This window comes from Hyphomicrobium sp. (genome assembly GCF_019753045.1).
GTDB lineage: Bacteria > Pseudomonadota > Alphaproteobacteria > Rhizobiales > Hyphomicrobiaceae > Hyphomicrobium_B.
Genome location: NZ_JAIELN010000022.1, coordinates 30263 through 55050, shown reverse-complemented (window position 1 = coordinate 55050; position 24788 = coordinate 30263). Strand labels below are relative to the sequence as shown.

Sequence of the window (24788 nt, the reverse complement as noted above, 5' to 3'; positions counted from 1 at the left end):
AATGATTTACGCCGCCATCGTTTTTCTGCCGCTTGCCGGCGCGCTGATTGCCGGGCTGTTCGGCCGTGTCATCGGCGATCGGCCGAGCGAGATCATCACGACCGCGTTCCTGATGATCGCCGCCGTGCTGTCCTGGGTCGTGTTCGTCCAGGTCGGCCTCGGACACGAAACCCGCGAAATCACCCTGATGCGCTGGATCACGTCGGGCGAACTCGACGTCTCATGGGCGCTCAAGATCGATACGCTGACGTCCGTCATGCTCGTCGTCGTGACGACGGTCTCCTCGCTCGTGCATCTCTATTCGATCGGCTACATGCACGAAGATGACTCGCGGCCGCGGTTCTTCGCGTATCTCTCGCTCTTCACCTTCGCGATGTTGATGCTCGTCACGAGCGGCAACCTCGTGCAGATGTTCTTCGGCTGGGAAGGCGTCGGCCTGGCGTCCTATCTGCTCATCGGCTTCTGGTACAAGAAGCCCGAAGCCAACGCCGCCGCCATCAAGGCGTTTATCGTCAACCGCGTCGGCGACTTCGGTTTTTCGCTCGGCGTCTTCGGCCTCTTCTTCGTCTTTCACACTGTGAACCTCGACGCGCTGTTCGCAGCAGCGCCGAGCGCCATCGGCAAGACCTTCAGCTTTGCGGGTTACGAAGTCGATATCCTGACGACGCTCTCGCTGTTGCTGTTCGTTGGCGCGATGGGCAAGTCCGCTCAGTTCCTGCTGCACACGTGGTTGCCTGACGCGATGGAAGGCCCGACGCCCGTCTCCGCGCTCATCCACGCCGCGACGATGGTGACCGCCGGCGTGTTCATGGTCGCGCGCCTGTCGCCGATCTTCGAGCTGGCGCCGAATGCGCTCATCGTCGTGACGTTCATCGGCGCCATCACCGCCTTCTTCGCCGCGACTGTCGGCCTCGTCCAGAACGACATCAAACGTGTCATCGCCTATTCGACGTGCTCGCAGCTCGGCTACATGTTCGTTGCGTGCGGCATCGGCGCATACGGCGTCGGCATCTTCCACCTTTTTACGCACGCCTTCTTCAAGGCGCTGTTGTTCCTGGGCGCGGGTTCGGTCATTCACGCCATGCATCACGAGCAGGATATGCGCGCGATGGGCGGCCTCCGGCGTAAAATACCGTGGACGTTCGCCGCGATGATGATCGGCACGCTCGCGTTGACGGGCGTCGGCATTCCCCATCTCGCGGGCTTCGCCGGCTTCTATTCGAAGGATGCCATCATCGAGGCGGCCTATGCCGCCAACACGCCGAACAACTACGCCTTCTGGCTCCTCGTTGTCGCGGCATTGATGACGTCATTCTATTCCTGGCGCCTCATCTTCATGACGTTCTACGGCGAAACACGCGCCGACCATCACACCTTCGACCACGCCCATGAAAGCCCGCCGACGATGATGGTGCCGCTTGCGGTCCTGTCGCTCGGAGCCGTTCTCGCTGGTCTCGTTTTCGCGCCGTATTTCATGGGGCATGACCAGAGCGAATTCTGGGGCGCTGCGATTTTCCGCGGCGAGCACAATCATATCCTGCACGAAATGCACGAAGTGCCGGGATGGGTCCCCTATTCGTCGTTGATCGCGATGCTCGCGGGCTTTGCGATCGCTTGGGTCTACTACATCGGTGCTCCTTGGCTGCCGGAGGCAACGGCGCGCGCGTTCCGCCCGCTCTACCTCTTCCTGTTGAACAAGTGGTACTTCGACGAGCTCTACAATCTGATTTTCGTGCGGCCCGCGTTTGCAATCGGCCGCTTCCTTTGGAAGGGCGGTGACGGGGCCGTCATCGATGGCGCCATCGATGGAACGGCGGCGGGCGTCGTCCGCGTTACCGATCGCGTCGTCAAACTGCAGACGGGCTACATGTACCACTATGCCTTCGCGATGCTGATCGGCGTTGCGGCCATCCTGACATGGCTCACCTACAACGGGCTCTTTGGCGGGGTGCTCAAATGAGCAACATTCTGACTGTCACGACATTCCTGCCGCTTGTCGGAGCGCTGCTGATCGCGACGCTCAACTCGGAAGCCAAGGGCAACGCGCGCTGGATTGCGCTCTGGACGACGCTCGTCACGTTCGCCGTCTCGCTTCTCATCTGGATCAACTTCGATACGAACACGGCGGGCTTCCAGTTCGTCGAGGAGCACGCTTGGCTCGGTCCGCTGAAATATAAAATGGGCGTCGACGGCATTTCGATGCTGTTCGTCATCCTGACGACGTTCCTGATGCCGCTCTGCATTCTGGCGAGCTGGGTATCGGTCCAGGATCGCGTCAAGGAATACATGATCGCGTTTCTCGTTCTGGAAACGCTGATGCTCGGCGTGTTCTGCGCGCTCGATATGGTTCTCTTCTACCTCTTCTTCGAGGGCGGCCTCATCCCGATGTTCATCATCATCGGCGTTTGGGGCGGCAAGCGGCGCGTCTACGCGAGCTTCAAGTTCTTTCTCTACACGCTGCTCGGCTCGGTGCTGATGTTGCTTGCCATGATGGCGATGTACTGGCACGCCGGAACGACCGATATCCCGACCCTGCTGCAGACGAAGTTCCCGCCGGATATGCAGTGGTGGCTATGGCTCGCGTTCTTTGCATCGTTCGCGGTGAAGATGCCGATGTGGCCCGTCCACACCTGGCTTCCTGATGCGCACGTCGAAGCGCCGACTGCGGGTTCGGTCATTCTCGCCGGCATTCTCTTGAAGATGGGCGGCTACGGCTTCCTGCGCTTCTCGCTGCCGATGTTCCCGAACGCTTCGGCCGATCTCGCGCCTCTGGTGTTCACGCTGTCGATCGTCGCGATCATCTACACGTCGCTCGTCGCGCTCGTGCAGGAAGATATCAAGAAGCTCATTGCCTACTCTTCGGTGGCGCACATGGGCTTCGTGACAATGGGCATCTTCACGGCCACCCAGCAGGGCGTTGACGGCGCGATCTTCCAGATGCTGTCGCACGGCATCATTTCATCTGCACTCTTCCTCTGTGTCGGCGTCATCTACGATCGCACGCACACCCGTGAAATCGCGGCCTATGGCGGCCTCGTCGAGCGCATGCCGAAATACGCAGTCGCCTTCATGGTCTTTACGATGGCGAACGTCGGCCTGCCCGGGACCAGCGGCTTCATCGGCGAATTCTTGACGCTGCTGGCGGCCTTCAAGGCCAACACCTGGGTAGCGATCCTGGCGACGACCGGCATCATCCTCTCGGCAGCCTACGCGCTCTATCTCTATCGCCGGGTCATTTTTGGCGCGCTCGAAAAGGCAAACCTTAAGGGCTTGCTCGATCTTTCTCCGCGCGAGATCGCGATCCTCGCCCCGCTCGTGCTGCTCACGATTTTCTACGGCGTCTATCCGGCTCCCGTCCTCGACGTGACGGCGACGTCGGTGAAGAACCTCGTGCAGAATTATCAATCCGCCCAGGGGACGGCGGCTGCATCGGCGGCGCCACAAGGAACCCAATAATGGATAGCTCGGTCCTAAATGTCGTTTTGCCGGAGCTGATCCTCGCGATCGGCGCCATTTCGCTGCTGATGCTCGGCGTCTTTACATCCAATGGCGAAGCGGCGGGCCGCACCGTGACGTGGCTTTCGATCGGCCTGTTGCTCGCGACCGCCATCGCCGTCTTCCAGGGCAGCGGCAGCTCGCTTGTTTTCGGCGGAGCGTTCGTCTCCGACGGATTCACGCGCTTCCTGAAGATCGTCATCCTCATCGGCGCCGCGTTGACGCTGCTGATGACGTTCGACAACTTCGGCCGCGCCAAGCTTCTCCAGTTCGAATATCCGGTGCTCGTTCTGCTCGCGACGCTCGGCATGCTGATGATGGTCTCGGCGAATGACCTCATCGCGCTCTACCTCGGCCTCGAGCTGCAGTCCCTGGCGCTCTACGTCATCGCCGCGTTCAAGCGCGACGACGTGCAATCCAGCGAAGCGGGCCTCAAGTATTTCGTCCTCGGAGCATTGTCCTCGGGCATGCTGCTCTACGGCGCGTCGATGCTCTACGGCGTCACGGGCTCGACGGGTTACGCAACGATAGCAGCCGCGGCAACGATCCCGGAAATGTCGACGAATATCGGCCTGACTTTCGGCCTCGTGTTCGTCCTCGTTGGCTTGGCGTTTAAAATCGCAGCCGTGCCGTTCCACATGTGGACGCCCGACGTCTACCAGGGTGCGCCGACCCCGGTTACCGCGTTCTTCGCCGGCGCACCGAAGATTGCCGCCATGGCGCTCCTGCTCCGCTTCACCCAGGCAGCACTTCCGGGCATTGCGCCACAGTGGCAGCAGATCGTCATTTTCCTCGCGATTGCCTCGATGGTGCTCGGCTCTTTCGCGGCGATCGGTCAGAACAACATTAAACGCCTGCTCGCTTACTCCTCGATTGGCAACGTCGGCTTCGCCCTGATAGGGCTTGCCGCGAACAACACCGAAGGTACAGCCGGCGTACTCGTCTATCTCGTGATCTACGTCGCGATGACGCTCGGCGCGTTTGCGTGCGTCCTCGCGATGCAGCGCAACGGCCGCAACGTTGAGAGCATCTCCGACCTTTCGGGCCTCGCGAAAACCAACCTCACGTTCGCAACGATCCTCGCCGTTCTGATGTTTTCGCTCGCCGGTATACCGCCGCTCGCCGGCTTCTGGGCGAAATGGTACGTCTTCCTGCCGGCGATCAAGGCAGGGCTCTATCCGCTATCCGTCATCGGCGTCGTAACGAGCGTCGTTGGCGCGTACTATTATCTGCGGGTCGTGAAGATCATGTTCTTCGACGAGACGGCGGAGGGCTTTTCGCCGCCTGAAGGCCGGACCTTTGCAGTCATGGCGCTTTCGGCAGCCTTCGTTGTGGCGTTCGTTCTGCCCTTCGTCGGCGGAACGGTGGTCGACGCGGCAACGGCTGCAGCTTCGGTGCTTGTGCCGGCCCATCCCTAGTCATGCCGCGCATCGTCCATCTCGCTGAGACTGCGTCGACGAACGCCGACGCCATGCGTCTCGGCCTGAGCGGCGAGGAGCTTCCCCTATGGGTCATCGCCGATACTCAGACCGGCGGACGGGGACGCTCCGGCCGGGCCTGGGTATCAGAGCCCGGTAACCTCCACGCCAGCGTCGCGTTCCGCTCCGATGCCCCGCTGGAAAAGGCGGGCCAATTGTCACTACTCGCTGGAATTGCGGTGATAGACGCCGTTCGCGCCACAATGGATCTTGCGCCGGGAACCGAACTTCGCCTCAAATGGCCGAACGATATTTTGATCGGAAGCGCCAAAGCCGGGGGGATTCTGGTCGAGAGCACTTCCGTTCGCGCTGGCCCTGGTTTTTTAGCAATATTAGGCTTTGGATTGAATTTGATCAGCGCACCTGACAGCCTCGGTCGTGCCGTCACGGCGCTCAGCCAGCACGGCAAATCTCCCGAGCCGCTCGTCTTCCTTGAGATGCTTTCCGAAAAGGTCGCTTTCTGGCTCGGCCGCTGGCAGGCGGGGGAGGGCTTCGCCGCAATCCGCGAGGCGTGGATGGAGCGCGCAGGCGCCATTGGTGAACGCATCACGATAAATACGGCCGCGGGCCTCTTATCTGCAACTTATCAAGGGCTTTCCGAAACCGGCGCGCTGCGTGCCGACGTTGGTGGCACCATTAAAGAAATCAGCTACGGCGACGTCATGCTTGTTGACCAGATTGCGCGCGATGGAACTCCATGAGCGAACGCGCACCCTCTTCGCGAACGGGAAGTTTGAGACCAGACGAACTCGTATTCATGGCGCTCGGCGGTCTCGGCGAGATCGGCATGAACGTCTATCTCTACGGCTTCGGGCCGCCGAGAGCACGCTCCTGGCTGATGGTCGATCTGGGCGTTACCTTTCCGCATGAAAGCGAGCCGGGGGCCGACGTCGTGCTGCCCGACCTCCGCTTCATCACTGCCGAACGCAAAAACCTCGTCGGCCTTGTCTTGACGCACGCGCACGAGGATCACGTCGGCGCCATCATCGATCTCTGGCCGTCACTAGAATGCCCGATCTTCGCGACGCCGTTCACGGCGGGAATGCTGAAGATGAAGGTCGGTGAATATGGCGGGTCGCTCTCGCTGCCGATCAAGGAAGTGCCGCTCAGCGGCCGCTTCAATGCCGGCCCCTTCGAAGTCGAATTTGTCAGCGTCACGCATTCGATTCCCGAGCCCAATGGTCTCGCGATCCGAACGCCCGCAGGTCTCGTCTTCCATACCGGCGACTGGAAACTCGATCCGACGCCCGTCGTTGGCCGTCCGCACGATGCCGGAAGGCTCGAGGCGCTCGGCGATGAAGGCGTGCTCGCGATGGTCGGCGATTCGACGAACGCGATGAGGGAGGGCAGATCCGCCTCGGAATCTGATGTCGCCAAGACGCTGCGGAAGCTCATCGCCGACGCGCCGCGCTGTGTCGCCGTTACGCTCTTCGCATCGAACGTAGCGCGCGTTGCCTCGATCGCAGCGGCTGGCCATGCCGCCGGGCGCACGCTCGTCGTCGCCGGCCGGGCGCTTCATCGCATCATCGAGGTGGCAATCGAAACGGGCTACCTCCCGCAGGGTTTCACGTATCTCGACCAGCAGCGGTTCTCCGATCTGCCGCGCGATAAGGTCCTCGTTCTGTGCACAGGCAGTCAGGGCGAGACACGCGCTGCGATGGCACGCATCGCGGAAGACGAACATCCGGATATCTCGCTCGACAAGGGCGATCTCGTCATCTTCTCCTCGCGCACCATTCCCGGAAATGAAAAAGCCGTCTCGCGCATCCAGAACGGACTGGCCCGCCTCGGCGTCGATATCGTCACTGACAGCGAAGAGCTCGTGCACGTTACCGGCCATCCGCGTCGCGACGAGATCAGGGACATGTACGGTTGGATTCGTCCGAAGATCGCCATTCCGATGCACGGCGAGGCGCGGCATCTAAGAGAGCACGCGAAGCTCGCGCGCTCGTGCGGCGTCAGCGAAACTTTCACGATCGTCGACGGAGACGTCTTGAAGCTGTGGCCGGGGCCCGCAGCCGTCATCGATCAAGCGCCGGTCGGCCGCCTCTATCGTGACGGCAACCTCATTGTTCCGGACGCCGAAGGACCGGTGAAGAGCCGACGCAAACTATCGTTCGTGGGCATCGCCGTGATTGCGATGGCGCTATCGCGGCGCGGCGAAATCGTTGGTAAACCGGGCGTTGTTCTCGAGGGCATTCCGGCCGCCGACCGCAACGGCGAATCGATGCGCGAAATCGTGCTTGACGCTATCGACGGAACGCTCCGCTCAATTCCGCCGAAACGGCGCAGCGACCACGGCATGGTTCAGGACGCAGTGCTTCGCGCAGTGCGTTCCGCCATCAACGAGGCCTGGGGCAAGAAACCGGTTGTCAAAGTGCTTGTCTCCGTGGTGGATGGCAGAAACTGATCGCCTCAACAATTTGCCCGCCTTTGCCGTGCTGGAGACCGAAGCATGATTGGACGCCTTAACCACGTCGCCATAGCCGTCAAAGATCTCGCCAAGGCCTCCGCGGTTTATAAAAATGCTCTCGGCGCAAAGGTCGGTCCCGCACTCGCTCAGCCAGAGCACGGCGTTACCGTTGTTTTCATCGAGCTTCCAAACACCAAGATCGAGCTGCTTGAGCCGCTCGGTGAAGGCTCCCCCATCGCGAAATTCCTCGAAAAATCCCCCGACGGCGGGATTCACCATGTATGCTACGAGGTAGATGATATTATCGCAGCACGCGACCAGTTGAAGTCTCAGGGGGCTCGCGTGCTCGGCGATGGCACTCCGAAGATCGGTGCACACGGCAAGCCCGTGCTGTTTCTCCATCCGAAGGATTTCTGCGGCACCCTCGTCGAGTTGGAGCAGGTCTGAGGCAGATCTGAAAGAGATCTGAATCCGGCCCTGGCGATGCCTAGGAAATAAGGGATGGTGTTATGCGTACGTCGGTAGCGGTGGCAACGTTCTTTTGCCTTTGGTTCATCACGCTGTTCGCAGTGCTGCCCTTCTTCGCGAAAACTCAGGACGAGGCGGGCGACATCGTTCCAGGCACCCCTGAAAGCGCGCCTCACAAGATGAACGTCTTCAGGCTTGTGTGGGTCAACACGCTGGTCGCAGCCGTCACCTTCGCGGGCGTCTACGCAGTGATCGCGAATATCTGAGATTATCCGCCATCTAGGATCGGGATAAGCCCGGCCATCACTGCCCACAACTTCGACGTGACCGCCGATTGCCAGGGCAACGCCGACCCGCTATTGCGCCCTGTCCCTCGCGCGGGCCCGATGCCGCAAGTCTTTCAGAGGTTGAACCCTTCGCGCGCCGGCTTTGCTCCGTTGCAACGCCCGCATGAAAAGGCTATTCGGCTTGGGCTAAATTCCTGAGTGCCGAGAGACTTAAGGCGCGGCTCGCCCGCGCGAATTTAACGAGCGAGCTCGCAATGCGAATTTCCCAAGGCTTTCCGTGCAATCCCTCTCGTAAGCGCGCACATGCGCCGGAGGCCGCACGATGAGCAAGCGCGCCCTTTCCGTCACCCGCGAGCAGAACTTCCCGGAATGGTATCAGGCGATCGTCCGCGACGGCGATATGGCCGAGACGAGCCCCGTTCGCGGCTGCATGATCATCAAGCCGTGGGGCTGGGGCGTCTGGGAACGCATCCAGGCCGAACTCGACGCCCGCATCAAGGATACGGGCCACGACAACTGCTACTTCCCGCTGTTCATCCCGATGAGCTTCATCGCCAAGGAGGCGGAGCACGTCGAGGGATTCGCCAAGGAGATGGCGGTCGTCACGCACCATCGCCTGAAAAACGAGGGCGGCAAGCTGGTGGTCGATCCCGACGCCAAGCTTGAAGAACCGTTGATCGTCCGCCCGACGTCGGAGACGATTATCGGCGACGCGTTCCAGCGCTGGATCAAGAGCTATCGCGACCTGCCGCTGCTTGTGAATCAGTGGGCCAACGTCGTGCGCTGGGAAATGCGCACGCGTCTGTTCCTGCGCACGACCGAGTTTCTTTGGCAGGAAGGCCACACGGCCCACGCGGACCGCGACGATGCGGTTGCCGAGACGCTGAAGATGCTCGAAGTTTATCGGACGTTTGCGGAAGACGTGCTGGCGATGCCTGTCGTGGCGGGCGAGAAGCCGCCGAACGAACGCTTCCCCGGAGCAGATAATACCTATTCGATCGAAGCGATGATGCAGGACGGCAAAGCCCTGCAAGCCGGAACGTCGCATTATCTCGGCACGCACTTCGCCGAAGCGCAGAACATCCAATTCCAGAACGCGCAAGGCGCGCTCACGCACTGCCACACGACAAGCTGGGGTGTCTCGACGCGGCTGATCGGCGGCGTGATCATGACCCACGGCGACGACGATGGTCTGCGCCTGCCGCCTATGATTGCTCCGCGCCAGATCGTCATTGTGCCGATGCTCCGCGAGAAGCCGGAAGACGCTGAGCTGATCGAATATTGCAAGTCGCTCGAAAAAGAGCTGAAGGCAGCCGGCATCCGCACGCTTGTGGATTTGAAACTGACGAAATCCGCCGAGAAGCGCTGGAACTGGGTGCGCCGTGGCGCCCCCGTTATTGTCGAGATCGGCGGTCGCGATGCGACCGGCGGCAACGTCACGTTCATGCGCCGCGACCGCCTGCGCGACGGCGACAAAGTCATTTCCAATACGAAGCCTCGCGCCGACTTCGTGGCCGAGGCGCCCGCGCTTCTGAAAGAGATTCAGTCGACGCTCTATAGCGAGGCGAAGGCGCGACTCGACAGCAACATCATCACGAACATTAAGTCGTTCAAGGAACTCGAAGAGTACTTCGGGCCGGCGGCCGAAGGCGACGACGAAGCCGGAGCGTTCAAGGGCTGGGTACGCGTTCCTTGGTCGCGTCCGGAAGGTGCAGCGCTCGACGCCATCGCCGATAAGCTGAAGGCCCTGAAGCTCACCATCCGCAACGCGCCCCTGGCGCAGGAGGCGGTCGCGGGGGCCTGCCTCTTCACCGGCGAACCGGCGAAGGAGTACGTGCTGATCGCACGCGCATACTAAAACGGCTGGAATACGGTCAAACGGCCTTAACTGCGACACAGGGAGCTGCGATGCGGCGCGCGATTGGGGAAACGGCGGTGAGGCCACGATGACTGTTTCAGGGCACAGCGAGGCGTCGGCTGGGTTTTCAGGCGAACGGGTAGCGTCCAGCGGGACGAAGCCATTCTCGGCCTTCGAATGGATGATCGCCGGCCGCTATCTGCGTGCAAGGCGGAAGGAAGGTTTCATCTCCGTCATTGCCGGGTTCTCGTTTCTCGGCATCATGCTCGGCGTCGCGACGTTGATTATCGTCATGGCGGTGATGAACGGCTTCCGGCACGATCTGTTCGGCAAGATCATGGGCCTCAACGGCCACGTCATCGTCCAGAAGCTCGGCGATCCCTTCACTGACTACACGGATGTCGCCAACACGATTTCGCGCGTGCCCGGCGTCCAGACGGCGATGCCCGTCATCGAAGGCCAGGTGATGGTCTCCTCGACCTCGCAGGCGCTCGGCGGTCTCGTTCGCGGCGTGCGCGAGAACGATTTGAAATCGCTGAAGCTCGTCGCCAGCAACGTTCGCGCCGGCACGCTCGATGGCTTCGACAGTCAGAGCGGCATCGCAATGGGCGTGCGCCTTGCGAACCAGTTGCGCGTCGGTCTCGGCGATACGGTGACGCTCGTCTCGCCGCGCGGAGCTGCAACCCCGTTCGGGACAGCGCCCAGATCTAAAGCCTATCAGGTCACCTCGATCTTCGAATTGGGCATGTCCGAATACGACCGCATGATGATCTTCATGCCGCTCGGCGAAGCGCAGAAATATTTCTCGAAGAACGGCGAAGTCGATGTCGTCGAAGTCGTCGTCGACAATCCGGAAGATGTCGATCGTTATAATCGGCTTATCCAGGAGGCGACGGGGCCGTCGATCACCATCAACGATTGGCGTCAGCGCAACGAGACGTTCTTCAACGTGCTCGCGGTCGAACGGAACGTCATGTTCATCATCCTCTCGCTGATCGTGCTCGTCGCGGCGCTGAACATCATTTCCGGCCTGATGATGCTCGTGAAGGACAAGGGCCGCGATATTGCGATCTTGCGGACGATGGGAGCAACCAAGGGCGCCGTGATGCGGATATTCCTGATCACCGGCGCTTCCATCGGCGTCGTCGGCACGCTCGCCGGACTGGTGCTCGGCGTCGTCTTCTGTTGGAACATCGAGAACATCAAGAACTTCGTATCGTGGGTCTCCGGTACGACGGTCTTCGATCCGAGCGTCTATTATCTGACGAAGCTGCCCGCAGAGATCGATGTGCACGAAACGGGAGGCATCGTCTTGATGGCGCTTGCACTGTCGGTCATCGCAACGCTCTATCCGTCTTGGAAAGCGTCGAAGCTCGATCCCGTTGAAGCGTTGCGGTACGAGTGAGACCCATGGACACCACACCCATCGCGCCGATCCTGCAGCTCGAGAACGTCACGAGATCCTTTCGCCAAGGCGAAAAGGAGATCACGGTTTTAACGGGCGTCGACGCCGTTCTTTGGCCCGGTCAGGCCGTGGCGCTCGTCGGGCCTTCCGGCGCCGGCAAGTCTACGCTTCTGCACATAACGGGATTGCTCGAATCCCCGACGAGCGGCCGCGTGATCATCAACGGCCACGATTGCGCGACGCTCACCGAAGCCGAGCGCACGAAGCTCCGTCGGAAAGAGATCGGATTCGTCTATCAGTTCCACCAGCTGTTGCCGGAATTCAGCGCGCTCGAAAACGTCGTCATTCCGCAGCTCATTCTCGGCACGAGCCGTAAGGCGGCGGATAAACACGCGCGCGAGCTTCTCGCAAGCGTAGGTCTCGCCGGACGCGCCGAGCATCGTCCCGCCGAGCTATCGGGCGGCGAGCAGCAGCGCACCGCCATCTGCCGTGGACTGGCGAACAGCCCGCGGCTTCTGCTAGCCGACGAGCCGACCGGAAACCTCGATCCGCACACGTCTGAACATGTGTTCCGTCAGCTGATCGATGTCATTCGCCGCCAAGGGGTTGCAGCGTTGATCGCGACCCACAATCTTGAACTCGCAAGCCGCATGGACCGCGTTCTGCAGGTTCATGAAGGCCGCCTTGTCGAGATCTCGCTGGCACAAACGCGCTGAAAATCCACGGATTTGCAAGTCTGCCGACAAAGGCTCGTTCAGAGCTGTGCGGCGCCGGCGCGTTTAACTTGCGGCATGCCGTCGTGTACATAACGTAGGCACATGGAACACCCGATTCGGCCACCCGCGCGAAACCCGAAGTTCATTCACCTCAAGGTGCATTCGGCTTACTCGCTGCTCGAAGGCGCGCTTCCGATAACGAAGCTCGCCAAACTCGCGACTGCGATGAATCTCCCCGCGCTCGGATTGACCGATACGAACAATCTCTTCGGCGCACTCGAATTTTCTGAAAAGCTGTGGGGCGCGGGCGTGCAGCCGATTTCGGGCACGACGCTCGATATCGATTTTGGGGACAATCGAGACAACGGTACGGTTGTGCTCAAGGCGATGAGCAATGAGCCGCGCGTTAAGCCGGCCGGCAAGCTAGCGCTGCTCGCCATGAACGCTGAGGGGTTCGCCAACCTCATGCGGCTTTCGAAATCTTTGAATTTCGAGCCGTCGGCAGATGAACCTTTGCACGTCAAAGTCGCGCGCCTCGAAGAACTGTCGGGAGGCATCATCGCGCTGACGGGCGGCCCGCAGGGTCCGATCGATGCAGCCCTTCGTGACGGCCAGCACGAGCAGGCTGTCGAACGGCTGAAGACGCTCGAGAAGATTTTCGGCGACCGGCTCTACGTTGAACTCCAACGCCACGGCCTTCCTGAAGAAGCCGAAGTCGAACCGCAGCTCATCGAACTCGCCTATGCACGCAACCTGCCGATCGTCGCGACGAACGAATGTTATTTCGCGGTGCGCGGCCACTACGAAGCGCACGACGCGCTTCTTTGCATCGCGGACGGCCGCTACGTCGTCGAGGACAATCGCCGCCGCGCAAGCCCCGAGCATTACCTGAAAAGCGAAGACGAGATGGCGGCGCTGTTCGCCGATCTCCCGGAGGCTTTGGCGAACACCGTTGAAATCGCCATCCGCTGCGCATTTCGCCCTGAGGGAAAAAAGCCGATCCTACCGCGCTTTGTCGCCGCCGACGACAGCTTGAGCGAGATCGAAAACTTCCGTCTTGAAGCCGCAGAGCTGAAGAACCAAGCCATCGAAGGATTGAAGCGCCGGCTGGATGCGCATGGTCCCGCGCAAGGCTTCACGGTCGAGGATTATGAAAAGCGCCTCGCCTACGAGGTAGACGTCATCACGCAGATGAAGTTCCCCGGCTACTTTCTGATCGTGGCCGACTTCATCAAGTGGTCGAAAGCCAACGGCGTGCCCGTCGGACCCGGCCGCGGTTCGGGCGCGGGTTCGCTCGTTGCTTACGCACTGACGATCACCGATCTCGATCCGCTGCGCTTCGGCTTGCTCTTCGAGCGCTTTCTCAATCCCGAGCGCGTCTCGATGCCGGACTTCGACATCGACTTCTGCCAGGAAAAGCGCGATCGCGTCATCGACTACGTGCAGAAGAAATATGGTGATGATCGCGTCGCGCAGATCATCACGCATGGAAAGCTGCAGGCTCGCGCCGTGCTGCGCGACGTCGGCCGCGTGCTGCAAATGCCTTACGGTCAGGTCGACCGTCTCTGCAAGCTCGTGCCGAACAACCCCGCAAATCCGGTTACGCTGCGCGAGGCGATCGACGGCGAGCCGAAGCTTCAGGAAGAACGCGACAGCGAACCGATCGTCGCGCGGCTGCTCGAAATCGCCGAGAAGCTCGAAGGCCTTTATCGCCACGCCTCGACCCACGCCGCCGGCATGGTGATAGGCGACAGGCCGCTCGAAGAACTCGTGCCGCTCTATCGCGATCCGAAGTCCCACTTCCCGATCACCCAATACAACTGGAAAATGGTCGAGGCGGCGGGCCTCGTGAAGTTCGACTTCCTCGGCCTCAAAACGCTGACGGTCCTCGCCAAGGCACTCGAACTGATCAAGCGCGGCCGCGGTATCGATATCGATCTGGCGGCGCTGCCGCTCGACGATAAGCCGGCTTACGAGATGCTGGCCAAGGCCGATACGGCCGGCGTGTTCCAGCTCGAAAGTACGGGCATGCGCGAAAGCTTGAAGCGGCTGAAGCCCGACCGCTTCGAGGACATCATCGCCATGGTTGCGCTCTATCGCCCGGGCCCGATGGACAACATCCCGACGTACATCAACCGCAAGCACGGCGAAGAGCCGGTCGACTGCCTGCATCCGATGCTCGAAGGCATCCTGAAGGAGACGTACGGCGTTATCATCTATCAGGAGCAGGTCATTCAGATCGCTCAGGTGATGGGCGGCTACACGCTCGGACAAGCCGACTTGCTCCGCCGCGCCATGGGTAAGAAAGACAAGGCCGAGATGGCGAAGCAGCAAGCCCGCTTCGTCGAAGGCGCGCTCGCCAACGGCGTCAAAAAGGAAGACGCGATCTACATTTTCGAGCTGGTCGATAAGTTCGCTGGCTACGGCTTCAACAAATCGCACGCAGCCGCTTACGCGCTCGTCAGCTATCACACAGCCTATTTGAAGGCGAACTTCCGCGAGGAATTCTTCGCGGCCTCGATGACGCTCGATATGGGCAATACCGACAAGCTCGCGATGTTTGCGTCCGAAGCGCGAAAGTCCGGAATTAAGATGCTGCCGCCGTGCGTCAATCAATCGGGCGTCGATTTCGGCGTCGAGCCGCCGTCCGGCGATTCCAAATGCGGCGCTATTCGCTATTCGCTCGCGGCTTTGAAGAACATTGGGGCGGCCGCGGTCGAAACGATCGTCAGCGAGCGGACCGCAGGCGGACTCTATAGCGGCCTCGGCGACTTCGCGAGCCGTGTCGATGCCAAGGCTTTGAATAAGAGAGCCGTCGAAACAATGGCCAAAGCCGGAGCTTTCGATTCTCTGAATTCCAATCGCGCGCTCGTTGCAGCCAACGCCGACACCATCCTTGCGTCCGCTCAGCGCCGAACCGCCGACGCAGCGCAGGGCATCACCGATCTTTTTGGCTCGGGCGGAAAGCCCGCCGACCTTGTGCTGCGGGCGACGCCCGCCTGGACCAGCATGGAGAAGTTGTCGGCTGAATTCGAAGCCATTGGCTTCTATCTTTCCGGTCATCCGCTCGATCAGTACGACCGGGTGCTGGGAAAGCTCGGCGTCAAACGGGTGAGCGAGTTCGAGGCGCTAGTGATGCGCGGAGCGAGCGCAGGACGTCTTGCCGGTATCGTGATCGCGGCCCGCGAGCGGCGCTCCCAGAAAGGTAACAAATTTGCGTTCGCCACATTCTCCGACGCGACTGGACAATTCGAGGCGATCATTTTCTCGGACACGCTGGCGGCGAGCCGCCACCTTCTCGAGCCAGGAACACCCGTCATTGTTTCCGTCGAAGCCGAGCGTGACGGCGACACGATGAAACTGCGTGTGCAATCGATCGAAGAACTCGACAAGGCCGCGGCCGCTGTTCCGCGCAATCTGAAGCTCGTGCTCGATCGCCGGTCGGTTGTCGCAAAAGCTGCGCCCGTTTCAGATGTCGGAAAATTTTTGAAGCCGAATGCGCGGGGTGGTGAAATTCGCATCGTGCTTGCGCTCGATGATCGCAATCGCGAAATGGAATTCGTATTGCCCGGCCGATATGACGTTTCTCCACGCGAAGCCCTTCGCATTGAAGCGCTGCCAATCGTGTCGGAAATCATCGAAATTTAAAACCAGCGGTTGCGAATCGGCTGTTCCGCTCCGGCCCGTGAAGATTTTAATCAAATTAGCGACGGCTTTGTCCTCAGATAGGCGTTAAGGGACCAGACGTGAGAGACGCGTCTAGTTTCGATAGGAGCCTATCAATGAAAATGAGCTTGATCGCTGCAGCGACGCTCGCAACTATCACCCTCGGTGCTGCCGGCAGTGCGAATGCTGGCGTGGCCGGTGCCACTCTCAACGGCATCGGCATTCACGCCGAGAAATCTGTTGTCGAACACGTCGATTACAGAAAAAAGCGGTACTATAAGCGTGACTACAGGCGGGGTTACAAGCGGCACTACCGCGGAAACAATCAGAAGTGGGTCTGCCGCTACCGTTTTGGACGCCGTCACTGCGCTTGGCGGTAAGCGCCTGCAACTCTATTGAAGGTAGCGGAAGCGCTGCCTTCTTCTGACACAGTTTGCGTCCATAGCTCCGCTCTGTTGAGCTAGCCAAATAAGAGGCAAAAATGTCGAAATTCTACGCCGCCCTGGTCGCTGCTTTGCTGCTCGCCCCCGCTGCTTACGCCGCCGACCAGAAAATGGCCGCGCCCGATATCAAGAAAAACCTCGAGGCGACCGCATCCGACCCCGCGAAGCTCAAAGCCTATTGTTCGATGTCGAAAAAGATGGACGAGATCGGCGACGACGAGAAGAAGGCTGAAGCTGCAGGCGACGAAATCGACGGCTACTTCAAGACGCTTGGCGACGATTTCGAGAACGCCTGGGATGCAGGCCAGAACGCAGCCGACGGTTCTCCTGAAGCAAACGCGATGGACGGGGCTGTCGCGTTGCTCGACGGCAAGTGCAAGTAACGGCGAAAGCCGGAAGACGCAGCCGGTAGCGTAGCGGAGCGATCCGCGACGGCTGATAAAATGCCCTGAAAAATCATGGACGCACTGCCTTCCGAACCACGCTGGTCGGTCGCAGTGCGTTCTGCTTTTCGGCCGCTAACTGGAGGGGAGGGCGGGCGGGTCCTCCCGCGCCGGATGCAAGGGCCGCCCAAATGATCCTCATGGGTTGCGCATTCGGACAATCCCCCGTATATAGCCGCCATCTCACACGCGAGACGCTCGCGCAATACGGATGAAAAGCCCCGTATCGCGCTCCGGTGGAGAAGCGCTAAGCCCATGAAACGGCTAGCAAATCTCTTCTTAAGTCTCGCGGAGGTCTAACCGGAAAAGGAAACGATACGATGGCACTTCCTGCCTTCAACATGCGTCAGCTATTGGAAGCTGGCGTTCACTTCGGCCACCAGGCACACCGCTGGAACCCCAAGATGGCGCCGTTCATCTATGGGTCGCGCAACAAAATACACATTCTCGATCTGACGCAGACGGTGCCGCTGTTGCATCAGGCGCTGCTCAAGGTCTCCGACACGGTCGCCGGCGGCGGTCGCGTTCTTTTCGTCGCGACGAAGCGCCAGGCTTCCGATGGCATCGCCGACGCCGCAAAGCGCAGCGCCCAGTACTTCATCAATCACCGTTGGCTCGGCGGCACGCTGACCAACTGGAAGACCGTTTCGCAGTCGATCCGCCGTCTCCGCCAGCTCGATGAGATCCTGGCCGACCCGCAGGGCCGCACGAAGAAAGAAGTCCTGAACCTCACGCGTGAACGCGACAAGCTCAACCAGTCGCTCGGCGGCATCAAGGACATGGGTGGTACGCCCGATCTCCTCGTTGTCATCGACACGAACAAGGAAGCGATCGCCATCCAAGAGGCGCGCAAGCTTGGCATCCCGATCGTCGCGATCGTCGACACCAACTGCGATCCGGACGGCGTTGATTATCCGGTTCCGGGCAACGACGACGCTGGCCGTGCAATCACCCTTTATTGCGATCTGATGGCTCGCGCTGCCCTCGACGGTCTCGAGCGTTCGCAAGGCGCATCCGGCGTTGACGTCGGTGCATCCGAGACGCCGCCGGCAGAAGAGCTGCCGAAGGTCGTCTTCAAGGGCATCGAAGCGCCGCGCGGCGAAGCTGATGATCTCAAGCGGATCACGGGCATCAATCCGAAGATCGAGCAGCGCCTCAACGATGCCGGCGTCTACCACTTCTGGCAGATCGCCGACCTCACGCCCGACTACGTCGAGTCGCTGGACCGTCAGCTCAAGCTGAGGGGGCAGATCGCCAAGGAAGACTGGGTCGCTCAGGCCAAGAAGCTCGTTGAGGCAGCCACCGTCTAATTCCGGCGTTGGTGTCCGACATCGAACTGTCGTGCTGTTGAAGCGCGACTGTGAATGAACTGATATGAGGCGCCCATCGTGGCGCCTCGAACCTCATAGGTGACAGAATGACGACGATCACCGCTGCAGATGTGAAGAAGCTGCGCGATATGACCGGCGCCGGCATGATGGATTGCAAAACGGCGCTGACCGAGACGAACGGCGATATCGAAGCCGCCGTCGATTGGCTGCGTAAGAAGGGCCTCTCGAAGGCCGCGAAGAAGTCCGGCCGCGTCGCCGCCGATGGCCTCATCGGCATCGTCGCGAAGGGCCGCGAAGGCGCCGTTGTCGAGGTGAACTCGGAGACGGACTTCGTTGCGCGTAACGAGCAGTTCCAGACGCTCGTCCGCGAGATCGCCGCGCTGGCTCCGGCCGCGAAGGGCGATCTCAAGGCGCTTTTGGCTGCAACTTATCCCGGCACCAAGAACAGCGTCGAAACGACGATCCAGGAAGCCGTTGCGACCATCGGCGAGAATATGACCGTTCGCCGGACGGCAGCGGTTGCAGTCAAGGAAGGCGTCGTCGCCGACTATGTCCATAACCGCGTAGCCGATGGCCTCGGCAAGATCGGCGTTCTCGTCGCCCTCGAAAGTGCCGGCGACGAGCCGACGCTGTTCGAATTGGCACGCATGATCGCGATGCACGTCGCAGCCGCAAGCCCCGTCGCACTCGACATTTCCGAGGTGCCGGCCGATGTGATCGAGCGCGAGAAAGCCATTCTCGCCGACAAGAACCAGGGCAAGAAGCCGGACGTTCTCGAGAAGATCATCTCCGGCGGCATCAAGGCGTTCGCCAAGGAAAACTGCCTGCTCGAGCAGCAGTATATCCACGACACCACCAAGACGGTCGCTCAGGCCGTCAAGGAATCCGAGGGTAAGGCCGGCGCACCGATCAAGGTCGCAGGCTTCGTCCGCTTCGCGCTCGGCGAAGGCATCGACAAGAAGGAAGAGGACTTCGGCGAGGAAGTCCGCAAGCTCGCAAGCGGCGGCTAAGCTCTCGCCGGGCCAAATGGCCCGGTAGACGCTAGCTGGAATCGCTCCAGAGCGTTAGGTATCAGCCGGCCGGTCCTCGCGACCGGCCGTTTTTTGTGCCATTTCAGATTGTCGTGCCAATAGAAGTGCCTATGGGAGTGACGCCGATGCGTGGAGCGCAGGGTCTCAAGTATAAGCGGCTGCTGGTGAAGCTTTCCGGCGAAGCTCTGATGGGCGCGCAGCCCTATGGCATCGACATGGGCGTCGCCGACCGCTTGTCGAACGATATCGCGGCCGCCGTGGCCGAAGGCGCCGAGATCGCCATCGTCGTGGGCGGCGGTAATATCTTCCGCGGCCTCAGTGGTGCGGCCAAGGGGATGGACCGCGCGACGGCCGATTACATGGGCATGCTCGCCACCGTGATGAACGCGCTGGCCCTCCAGAATTCGCTGGATCACCGCGGCGTCCAGTCTCGCGTTCTCTCGGCAATTCCGATGCCGACGGTCTGCGAAAGCTATGTTCGCCCGAAGGCGCTCGCATACCTCGGCCGGGGCAACGTCGTCATATTTGCGGCCGGCACCGGAAACCCCTTTTTCACGACCGATACGGCGGCCGTTCTGCGTGGCATTGAGATGAACTGTAACGCGGTTCTAAAGGCCACTCAGGTCGACGGCGTATATTCGGCCGACCCGAAGAAGCACAAGGACGCAGTCCGCTACGACCAGCTGACCTATTCGGAAGTTTTGGCCAAGGATCTCAAAGTGATGGATGGTGCGGCCATTGCCCTTGCCCGGGATAATGGACTTCCGCTAATTGTGGTTTCAATCGACGAACCGGGAAATCTCTTGAAAGCTCTGCGCGGAGAAGCTCGCCAGACCCTTATCGAGGGAGCCGGCTGAACGCCGCTGAAAACCCATCCTCGCGCCGCCTCGTTGACGGCAGCTGTGGTTTGAGGTTTCGCGCGCTGGGAGGAATAGGAAAATGGCATCGGTAGTTCACGACATCAAAGAAATCGAAACGCGCATGCGCGCCTCGATCGACGCGCTGAAGCGCGAGTTTTCAGGGCTTCGGACTGGGCGCGCCAGCGCCAACCTGCTCGACCCTGTCCAGGTAATGGTCTACGGCTCGCGGATGCCGCTCAATCAGGTCGCGACGGTCTCAGTGCCCGAGCCGCGAATGATTAGCGTTCAGGTCTGGGACCGCAGCAACGTCATGGCCGTCGATAAGGGGATCCGTGAAGCCAATCTCGGTCTCAATCCGATTATGGACGGCCAGATTCTTCGCCTTCCGATCCCGGCGCTGACGGCGGACCGCCGCCAGGAATTGGTCAAGCTTGCGCATAAGTATGCCGAGCAGGGCAAGGTTTCGATCCGCAACGTCCGGCGCGAGGCAATGGACGTTCTTAAGAAACTTGAGAAAGACGGCAAAATGAGCCAGGACGACCATCGGGGCAATTCCGAAAAGGTCCAGGAGCTGACAGATCGCCTCATCAAGGAGATCGACGCTACGCTCATCACAAAAGAAGCCGAAATTCAGAAGGTTTGATCTCCGGGCCCTTTCGGGGGCAGGAAGTCGTATAACTGATTTTGAGATTTTGATCCCAGAGGCCATTCGACAGTGGCGCCAGCAGCTAAGCCTACCGACGATGGGTCCGGCGTACTGGCCCCTCCGCGTCACGTCGCGATCATCATGGACGGAAACGGGCGGTGGGCGCGGGAGCGAGGGCTGCCGAGAGCGCTGGGCCATCGCCAAGGCGTCGAGGCCGTTCGCCGCGCCGTCCGTGCCGCGATCGAACTCAAAATCACTTACCTGACGATCTTCAGCTTCTCCTCCGAGAACTGGAACCGGCCGGTCGAAGAGGTCGACGATCTCATGGGGCTGATGAAGCGCTTCATCCGCCGCGATCTTGCCGAGCTGCATGAGGCGGGCGTCTGCATTCGCGTCATCGGGCAGCGCCAGCACGTCGACAGTGAGCTGACGACGTTGATCGACGAAGCCGTCGAGCTGACCCGCGGCAACGATGTTTTGACGCTCGTCATCGCCTTCAATTACGGCTCGCGCACCGAGATCGCGGGAGCGGCGCGGAAGCTCGCCGAGCAAGTAGCGGCGGGCGAACTCGATCCGTCCGACATCAACGTCGAGCGCATCGCCAATGCTCTCGATACGTCGGGCATTCCCGATCCCGACCTGTTGATCAGGACGTCAGGCGAGATGCGGCTCTCCAACTTCCTGCTGTGGCAGACGGCGTATTCGGAATTTGTGTTTTTGGACTGTTATTGGCCGGATTTCGACAAGGCGGCGTTCGAAGTCGCCCTCGCAGAATTTCGCTCGCGCGAACGTCGCTTCGGCGGCTTGTCCAAACGCTCGACAGCTTGAGGGTTTGGAAAATGCCGGCCGATAATCCCGACAATCAAAGGCCGTTTCTCGGAGGCGCGCTCGATTTCATCCCGCACGAGTTGAGGCTGCGCATCGCGTCGGGCGTCGCCATCGGTGTCGTTGCGTTCGCCATGCTCTACTGGAGCCCCGTCGCCTTTGCCGTGCTGACGTTTCTGATTGCGGCGGCGATGAGCTGGGAGTGGGGCCGGATCGTTCGAGGCGAAATGCCGGATCGCGCCCTCGTCGTCCACGTCATCGCAGTTTTCTTCGCGGCGGTCCTTGTGACCAACGATATGGCCGGCCTGAGTGTCCTGACGGCGGTAATCGGCGCCGCCGTTGTCGCAGCCCTTGCAATAGGATCCGGCCGGGCGCGGCTCTCGGGCGCCGGGGTGATATACACGGCGCTGCCGATTATTGCGCTCATCTGGCTGAGATCGGACGAACCTTTGGGATTCCTTGCAACGCTGTTCGTTCTGATCGCCGTCGCAGTAACGGATATCGGAGCCTACGTTTCAGGGCGGACAATCGGCGGACCGAAGCTCTGGCCGGCGATTTCCCCGAACAAGACCTGGTCGGGACTTCTCGGCGGCGTCACCGCCGCGGGTTTTACGGGCCTGCTTTTTTCGTTTTTCACCGGTTCGGGCTCCGCACTTTGGCTCGCGGGCCTCGGTCTTGCCACAGGATTGGTGGCCCAGTGCGGTGATCTGGCGGAATCGGCCTTGAAACGGCACTTCGGATTGAAGGACTCGGGCGGCTTGATACCGGGCCACGGCGGGTTCATGGATCGCATGGACGGCATCGTGACCGCGAGCGTTCTGGCGGCCCTGATCGGCTTTGCGATTGATGCCTATGCGCCGGCGCGCGCTCTTCTCTACGGGTCTTAAGCGAATGGCAGTGACAACGAGCGTTCCTTACCGGTTGCCTGAGAAAGCGTCAGCGGCTCGACTTGGCTCGACCGCCGCGTCTCAGGTTATGCGGCTGACCGTTCTCGGCGCGACAGGGTCAATCGGTACGAGCACGCTCGATCTCGTCGGCCGCACGCCGGAGCGCTTCGAGATCGTTGCTCTGACCGCGCAATCGAACGCCCAGGAATTGGCCAACCTCGCGCGACTTCACAAAGCCAAGCTCGCGGTCATCGGCGATGAAAGCCGCTTGGGCGAACTCAGGGAGGCACTCGCGGGAACCGGCATTAGGACAGCGGGCGGCGCCTCGGCGCTCGTGGAAGCGGCTCTGGAGCCAGCCGACTGCGTCATGGCGGCAATCGTCGGCGCGGCCGGGCTGCGGCCGACATTTGCAGCCGCGTCCCAGGGCTCCCGCGTAGCCCTCGCAAACAAGGAATGTCTCGTCTCCGCCGGCCACGTCTTCACGTCCGCTGTCGCCCAGTCCGGTGCCGAGCTTTTGCCCGTCGACAGCGAACATTCCGCAGCCTTCCAGGCATTGGCGGGAGCCGACCCGGGTTCGATCGAGAAGATCGTTCTGACGGCGTCGGGCGGCCCTTTTCGCAGCTGGACCCACGAACAGATCGCGGCGGCAACACCTGAGCAGGCTTTGAAGCATCCCAACTGGTCGATGGGCGCAAAAATCACGATCGACAGCGCCAGCCTGATGAATAAGGGTCTCGAGCTGATCGAGGCATTTCACCTCTTCCCCGTCTCGGTTGATGCGCTCGATTGCATCGTACACCCCCAATCGATCGTTCATTGCCTTGTGAGCTACGTCGACGGATCGGTGCTGGCCCAGTTGGCCGCGCCCGACATGCGCACCCCCATCGCCGTTGCACTGGCATGGCCCGACCGCATGATCGCGCCGACTGAAAAGCTCGATCTCGCCCGTCTCGCAACGTTGACGTTCGAGCCGCCCGATGAAGCCCGTTTTCCGGCCCTTCGTGTCGCTCGCGCAGCCATGCGGCGAGGCGACACGGCCCCCGCGGTACTGAATGCCGCAAACGAGATCGCCGTTAAGGCTTTCCTCGAGCGCCGGATCAAGTTTTTGGACATCGCCGCCCTGGTCGAAGAAACGCTCGAGGCGGCGGAGCGTCAGGGTGCCATTTGCCCTGCAGAAACACTGGACGATATACTGGCCGTGGACGAACTCGCTCGCTATCTGTCGGAAGACAAACTCAGTGGCTATTAGAGCGGCTCGCGCTTAGGGTCGGGTTTTCCGCTGTTCGATTCAGCACTCAAGGGATTTTCAAATGGAATTTTTGTCGTCGCTGGCAGGTGGGATCTGGCAATACGGGATCATGTTCCTCCTGGTGCTGACGCTCGTCGTTTTCATCCACGAGCTTGGGCATTTTCTGGTGGCGCGCTGGTGCGGCGTCACTGTCAAAACCTTCTCGATCGGTTTCGGGCCTGAAATATTTGGGTTTTTCGACAAGCACGGAACGCGCTGGCGCTTCGCTTGGATACCCCTCGGCGGCTACGTCAAATTCATCGACGACGAAAACGCATCGTCTTTTGGTGGCGAGAAGCACCTGAAGCCGTCCGAGCGGGCAGGGGCGTTTCATTCGAAATCCGTCGGTGCACGTGCAGCTGTCGTCGCGGCCGGACCGATCGCCAACTTCGTGCTGGCCATTGTGCTCTATTCGGCAATCAACGCCACGGTCGGCATCCGCATCTTGCCGCCGCTCGTTGATGCGGTCGTCGCCAATTCTCCGGCCGAGCGGGCGGGCTTCAAGTCGGGCGACACGATCCTCGCGATCGATGACACCAAGATCGACAAGTTCGACGACCTCCAGCGCATCGTGGGCTCGAGCGCCGGCGAAGAGCTGAAGTTTACCGTGCAACGCGGTAACGACACGCTTACGCTCAACGCGACGCCAAACGTGGACGAGCAAAAAGACGCGATGGGCCGGACGTTTAGGCGTGGTCTTATCGGCATCCAGCGCGCGATTTCCCCGGACAAGGTCAAGACGGTCCAGGTCAGCCTGCCGGAAGCGGTGGCGCTCGGCGTTTCCGAAACCTATGGCAATTTATCGCAGACGCTCGCCGGACTGCGGGACATCGTCACGCGTCGTCAGTCGGCCGAGCAAATGGGTGGTCCGATCATGATGGCCGAGGTGACGGCCAAGGTCGCCGAGCTTGGAATTGAGCCGATGCTGCGGTGGATCGCCTTCATCTCGGCGAACATCGGCTTCCTGAACCTGTTGCCGATTCCCGTCCTCGACGGTGGTCACCTTATGTTCTACGCGTTCGAGGCCATCCGCAGAAAGCCCGCGAGCGAGCGCCTTCAGCAGATGGGTTTCCAGGTCGGGTTGGCGCTCCTGATGATGTTGATGGTTTTCGTGAATTTCAACGACATTTTGAACGTTTGGCGACGTTTGGTCGGCACCGGCTGAACGCCTGCAGATTCCCTGTAGAGTGACGTAAACTTACCACTTTCCGGAGGCTTTCTGAATCGTTAAAAGCGGTATGGTGCGCA

At 60.8% G+C, this 24788-nt stretch carries 21 protein-coding genes; all 21 read left to right on the top strand.

All coding sequences use genetic code 11. The features are described from left to right. Position 1 precedes the first annotated feature (1 nt). The 21 genes from nuoL to rseP all read left to right on the top strand — a co-directional run bounded on the left by nuoL (position 2) and on the right by rseP (position 24705). A complete protein-coding gene (gene nuoL / locus K2Q04_RS20300; RefSeq protein WP_291166962.1) occupies positions 2–1960 on the top strand; it encodes an NADH-quinone oxidoreductase subunit L in 1959 nt (652 codons plus the stop codon). Continuing rightward, positions 1957–3456, top strand: a complete 1500-nt coding sequence (locus K2Q04_RS20295; RefSeq protein ID WP_291166960.1) for an NADH-quinone oxidoreductase subunit M — start codon at positions 1957–1959, stop codon at positions 3454–3456. The genes nuoL and K2Q04_RS20295 overlap by 4 nt, the downstream gene beginning before the upstream one ends. Further along, on the top strand, positions 3456–4913 hold the full coding sequence (nuoN, locus tag K2Q04_RS20290) for an NADH-quinone oxidoreductase subunit NuoN (protein ID WP_291166958.1): 1458 nt from the start codon (positions 3456–3458) through the stop codon (positions 4911–4913). Before K2Q04_RS20295 ends, nuoN begins: the two co-directional genes overlap by 1 nt. A 2-nt stretch (positions 4914–4915) precedes the next feature. Then, on the top strand, positions 4916–5674 hold the full coding sequence (locus K2Q04_RS20285) for a biotin--[acetyl-CoA-carboxylase] ligase (RefSeq protein WP_291166956.1): 759 nt from the start codon (positions 4916–4918) through the stop codon (positions 5672–5674). Continuing rightward, complete coding sequence (locus K2Q04_RS20280) at positions 5671–7383, top strand: ribonuclease J (RefSeq protein ID WP_291166954.1); 1713 nt, start codon at positions 5671–5673, stop codon at positions 7381–7383. The genes K2Q04_RS20285 and K2Q04_RS20280 overlap by 4 nt, the downstream gene beginning before the upstream one ends. A gap of 45 nt (positions 7384–7428) precedes the next feature. Further along, positions 7429–7833 (top strand): methylmalonyl-CoA epimerase, encoded by a 405-nt coding sequence (mce, locus tag K2Q04_RS20275; RefSeq protein WP_291166949.1) that lies wholly within the window; start codon positions 7429–7431, stop codon positions 7831–7833. Positions 7834–7895: 62 nt separating this feature from the next. Then, positions 7896–8120 carry a DUF1467 family protein gene (locus tag K2Q04_RS20270; RefSeq protein ID WP_291166947.1) on the top strand — a complete coding sequence of 75 codons (225 nt, stop codon included), beginning with the start codon at positions 7896–7898 and terminating at the stop codon, positions 8118–8120. 343 nt (positions 8121–8463) lie between these two features. After that, the gene (proS, locus tag K2Q04_RS20265; RefSeq protein ID WP_291166945.1) at positions 8464–9999 is read left to right on the top strand and encodes a proline--tRNA ligase; all 1536 of its coding nucleotides are present in this window, start codon (positions 8464–8466) and stop codon (positions 9997–9999) included. A 181-nt stretch (positions 10000–10180) separates the two neighbouring features. Beyond that, on the top strand, positions 10181–11404 hold the full coding sequence (locus K2Q04_RS20260) for a lipoprotein-releasing ABC transporter permease subunit (protein WP_291167039.1): 1224 nt from the start codon (positions 10181–10183) through the stop codon (positions 11402–11404). Positions 11405–11409: 5 nt separating this feature from the next. Then, positions 11410–12120 (top strand): ABC transporter ATP-binding protein, encoded by a 711-nt coding sequence (locus K2Q04_RS20255; protein WP_092867584.1) that lies wholly within the window; start codon positions 11410–11412, stop codon positions 12118–12120. A 102-nt stretch (positions 12121–12222) separates the two neighbouring features. Next, entirely contained in the window at positions 12223–15768 is a 3546-nt protein-coding gene (gene dnaE / locus K2Q04_RS20250; RefSeq protein ID WP_291166942.1) for a DNA polymerase III subunit alpha, read from the top strand. A 134-nt stretch (positions 15769–15902) separates the two neighbouring features. After that, complete coding sequence (locus K2Q04_RS20245; RefSeq protein ID WP_291166940.1) at positions 15903–16166, top strand: hypothetical protein; 264 nt, start codon at positions 15903–15905, stop codon at positions 16164–16166. A gap of 101 nt (positions 16167–16267) precedes the next feature. Further along, positions 16268–16612, top strand: a complete 345-nt coding sequence (locus K2Q04_RS20240) for a hypothetical protein (protein WP_291166937.1) — start codon at positions 16268–16270, stop codon at positions 16610–16612. Between the two features lie 380 nt (positions 16613–16992). Next, a complete protein-coding gene (locus K2Q04_RS20235) occupies positions 16993–17982 on the top strand; it encodes a 30S ribosomal protein S2 (protein WP_291166935.1) in 990 nt (329 codons plus the stop codon). Positions 17983–18089: 107 nt separating this feature from the next. Beyond that, positions 18090–19013, top strand: a complete 924-nt coding sequence (gene tsf, locus K2Q04_RS20230; protein ID WP_291166933.1) for a translation elongation factor Ts — start codon at positions 18090–18092, stop codon at positions 19011–19013. Between the two features lie 146 nt (positions 19014–19159). Further along, a complete protein-coding gene (gene pyrH / locus K2Q04_RS20225) occupies positions 19160–19891 on the top strand; it encodes a UMP kinase (protein WP_291166931.1) in 732 nt (243 codons plus the stop codon). A gap of 82 nt (positions 19892–19973) precedes the next feature. Next, positions 19974–20537 (top strand): ribosome recycling factor, encoded by a 564-nt coding sequence (gene frr, locus K2Q04_RS20220; RefSeq protein ID WP_291166929.1) that lies wholly within the window; start codon positions 19974–19976, stop codon positions 20535–20537. Positions 20538–20609: 72 nt separating this feature from the next. Continuing rightward, positions 20610–21368 carry an isoprenyl transferase gene (locus K2Q04_RS20215; protein ID WP_291166927.1) on the top strand — a complete coding sequence of 253 codons (759 nt, stop codon included), beginning with the start codon at positions 20610–20612 and terminating at the stop codon, positions 21366–21368. Positions 21369–21379: 11 nt separating this feature from the next. Next, positions 21380–22252 carry a phosphatidate cytidylyltransferase gene (locus K2Q04_RS20210; RefSeq protein ID WP_291166925.1) on the top strand — a complete coding sequence of 291 codons (873 nt, stop codon included), beginning with the start codon at positions 21380–21382 and terminating at the stop codon, positions 22250–22252. An 88-nt stretch (positions 22253–22340) separates the two neighbouring features. Continuing rightward, positions 22341–23501, top strand: a complete 1161-nt coding sequence (locus tag K2Q04_RS20205) for a 1-deoxy-D-xylulose-5-phosphate reductoisomerase (RefSeq protein WP_291167036.1) — start codon at positions 22341–22343, stop codon at positions 23499–23501. Between the two features lie 61 nt (positions 23502–23562). Further along, complete coding sequence (gene rseP, locus K2Q04_RS20200) at positions 23563–24705, top strand: RIP metalloprotease RseP (RefSeq protein ID WP_291166923.1); 1143 nt, start codon at positions 23563–23565, stop codon at positions 24703–24705. Positions 24706–24788: the final 83 nt, after the last annotated feature.

What these genes read in the sequence shown, in the direction of transcription:
- K2Q04_RS20240 (WP_291166937.1), top strand. Translation starts at nt 16,268, where the DNA reads ATGTCGAAATTCTACGCCGCCCTGGTCGCTGCTTTGCTGCTCGCCCCC.
- proS (WP_291166945.1), top strand. Translation starts at nt 8,464, where the DNA reads ATGAGCAAGCGCGCCCTTTCCGTCACCCGCGAGCAGAACTTCCCGGAA.
- K2Q04_RS20260 (WP_291167039.1), top strand. Translation starts at nt 10,181, where the DNA reads ATGATCGCCGGCCGCTATCTGCGTGCAAGGCGGAAGGAAGGTTTCATC.
- tsf (WP_291166933.1), top strand. Translation starts at nt 18,090, where the DNA reads ATGACGACGATCACCGCTGCAGATGTGAAGAAGCTGCGCGATATGACC.
- K2Q04_RS20270 (WP_291166947.1), top strand. Translation starts at nt 7,896, where the DNA reads ATGCGTACGTCGGTAGCGGTGGCAACGTTCTTTTGCCTTTGGTTCATC.
- K2Q04_RS20295 (WP_291166960.1), top strand. Translation starts at nt 1,957, where the DNA reads ATGAGCAACATTCTGACTGTCACGACATTCCTGCCGCTTGTCGGAGCG.
- dnaE (WP_291166942.1), top strand. Translation starts at nt 12,223, where the DNA reads ATGGAACACCCGATTCGGCCACCCGCGCGAAACCCGAAGTTCATTCAC.
- K2Q04_RS20205 (WP_291167036.1), top strand. Translation starts at nt 22,341, where the DNA reads ATGCGGCTGACCGTTCTCGGCGCGACAGGGTCAATCGGTACGAGCACG.
- nuoL (WP_291166962.1), top strand. Translation starts at nt 2, where the DNA reads ATGATTTACGCCGCCATCGTTTTTCTGCCGCTTGCCGGCGCGCTGATT.
- pyrH (WP_291166931.1), top strand. Translation starts at nt 19,160, where the DNA reads ATGCGTGGAGCGCAGGGTCTCAAGTATAAGCGGCTGCTGGTGAAGCTT.
- K2Q04_RS20210 (WP_291166925.1), top strand. Translation starts at nt 21,380, where the DNA reads ATGCCGGCCGATAATCCCGACAATCAAAGGCCGTTTCTCGGAGGCGCG.
- K2Q04_RS20285 (WP_291166956.1), top strand. Translation starts at nt 4,916, where the DNA reads ATGCCGCGCATCGTCCATCTCGCTGAGACTGCGTCGACGAACGCCGAC.
- K2Q04_RS20280 (WP_291166954.1), top strand. Translation starts at nt 5,671, where the DNA reads ATGAGCGAACGCGCACCCTCTTCGCGAACGGGAAGTTTGAGACCAGAC.
- mce (WP_291166949.1), top strand. Translation starts at nt 7,429, where the DNA reads ATGATTGGACGCCTTAACCACGTCGCCATAGCCGTCAAAGATCTCGCC.
- K2Q04_RS20235 (WP_291166935.1), top strand. Translation starts at nt 16,993, where the DNA reads ATGGCACTTCCTGCCTTCAACATGCGTCAGCTATTGGAAGCTGGCGTT.
- rseP (WP_291166923.1), top strand. Translation starts at nt 23,563, where the DNA reads ATGGAATTTTTGTCGTCGCTGGCAGGTGGGATCTGGCAATACGGGATC.
- frr (WP_291166929.1), top strand. Translation starts at nt 19,974, where the DNA reads ATGGCATCGGTAGTTCACGACATCAAAGAAATCGAAACGCGCATGCGC.
- K2Q04_RS20245 (WP_291166940.1), top strand. Translation starts at nt 15,903, where the DNA reads ATGAAAATGAGCTTGATCGCTGCAGCGACGCTCGCAACTATCACCCTC.
- nuoN (WP_291166958.1), top strand. Translation starts at nt 3,456, where the DNA reads ATGGATAGCTCGGTCCTAAATGTCGTTTTGCCGGAGCTGATCCTCGCG.
- K2Q04_RS20255 (WP_092867584.1), top strand. Translation starts at nt 11,410, where the DNA reads ATGGACACCACACCCATCGCGCCGATCCTGCAGCTCGAGAACGTCACG.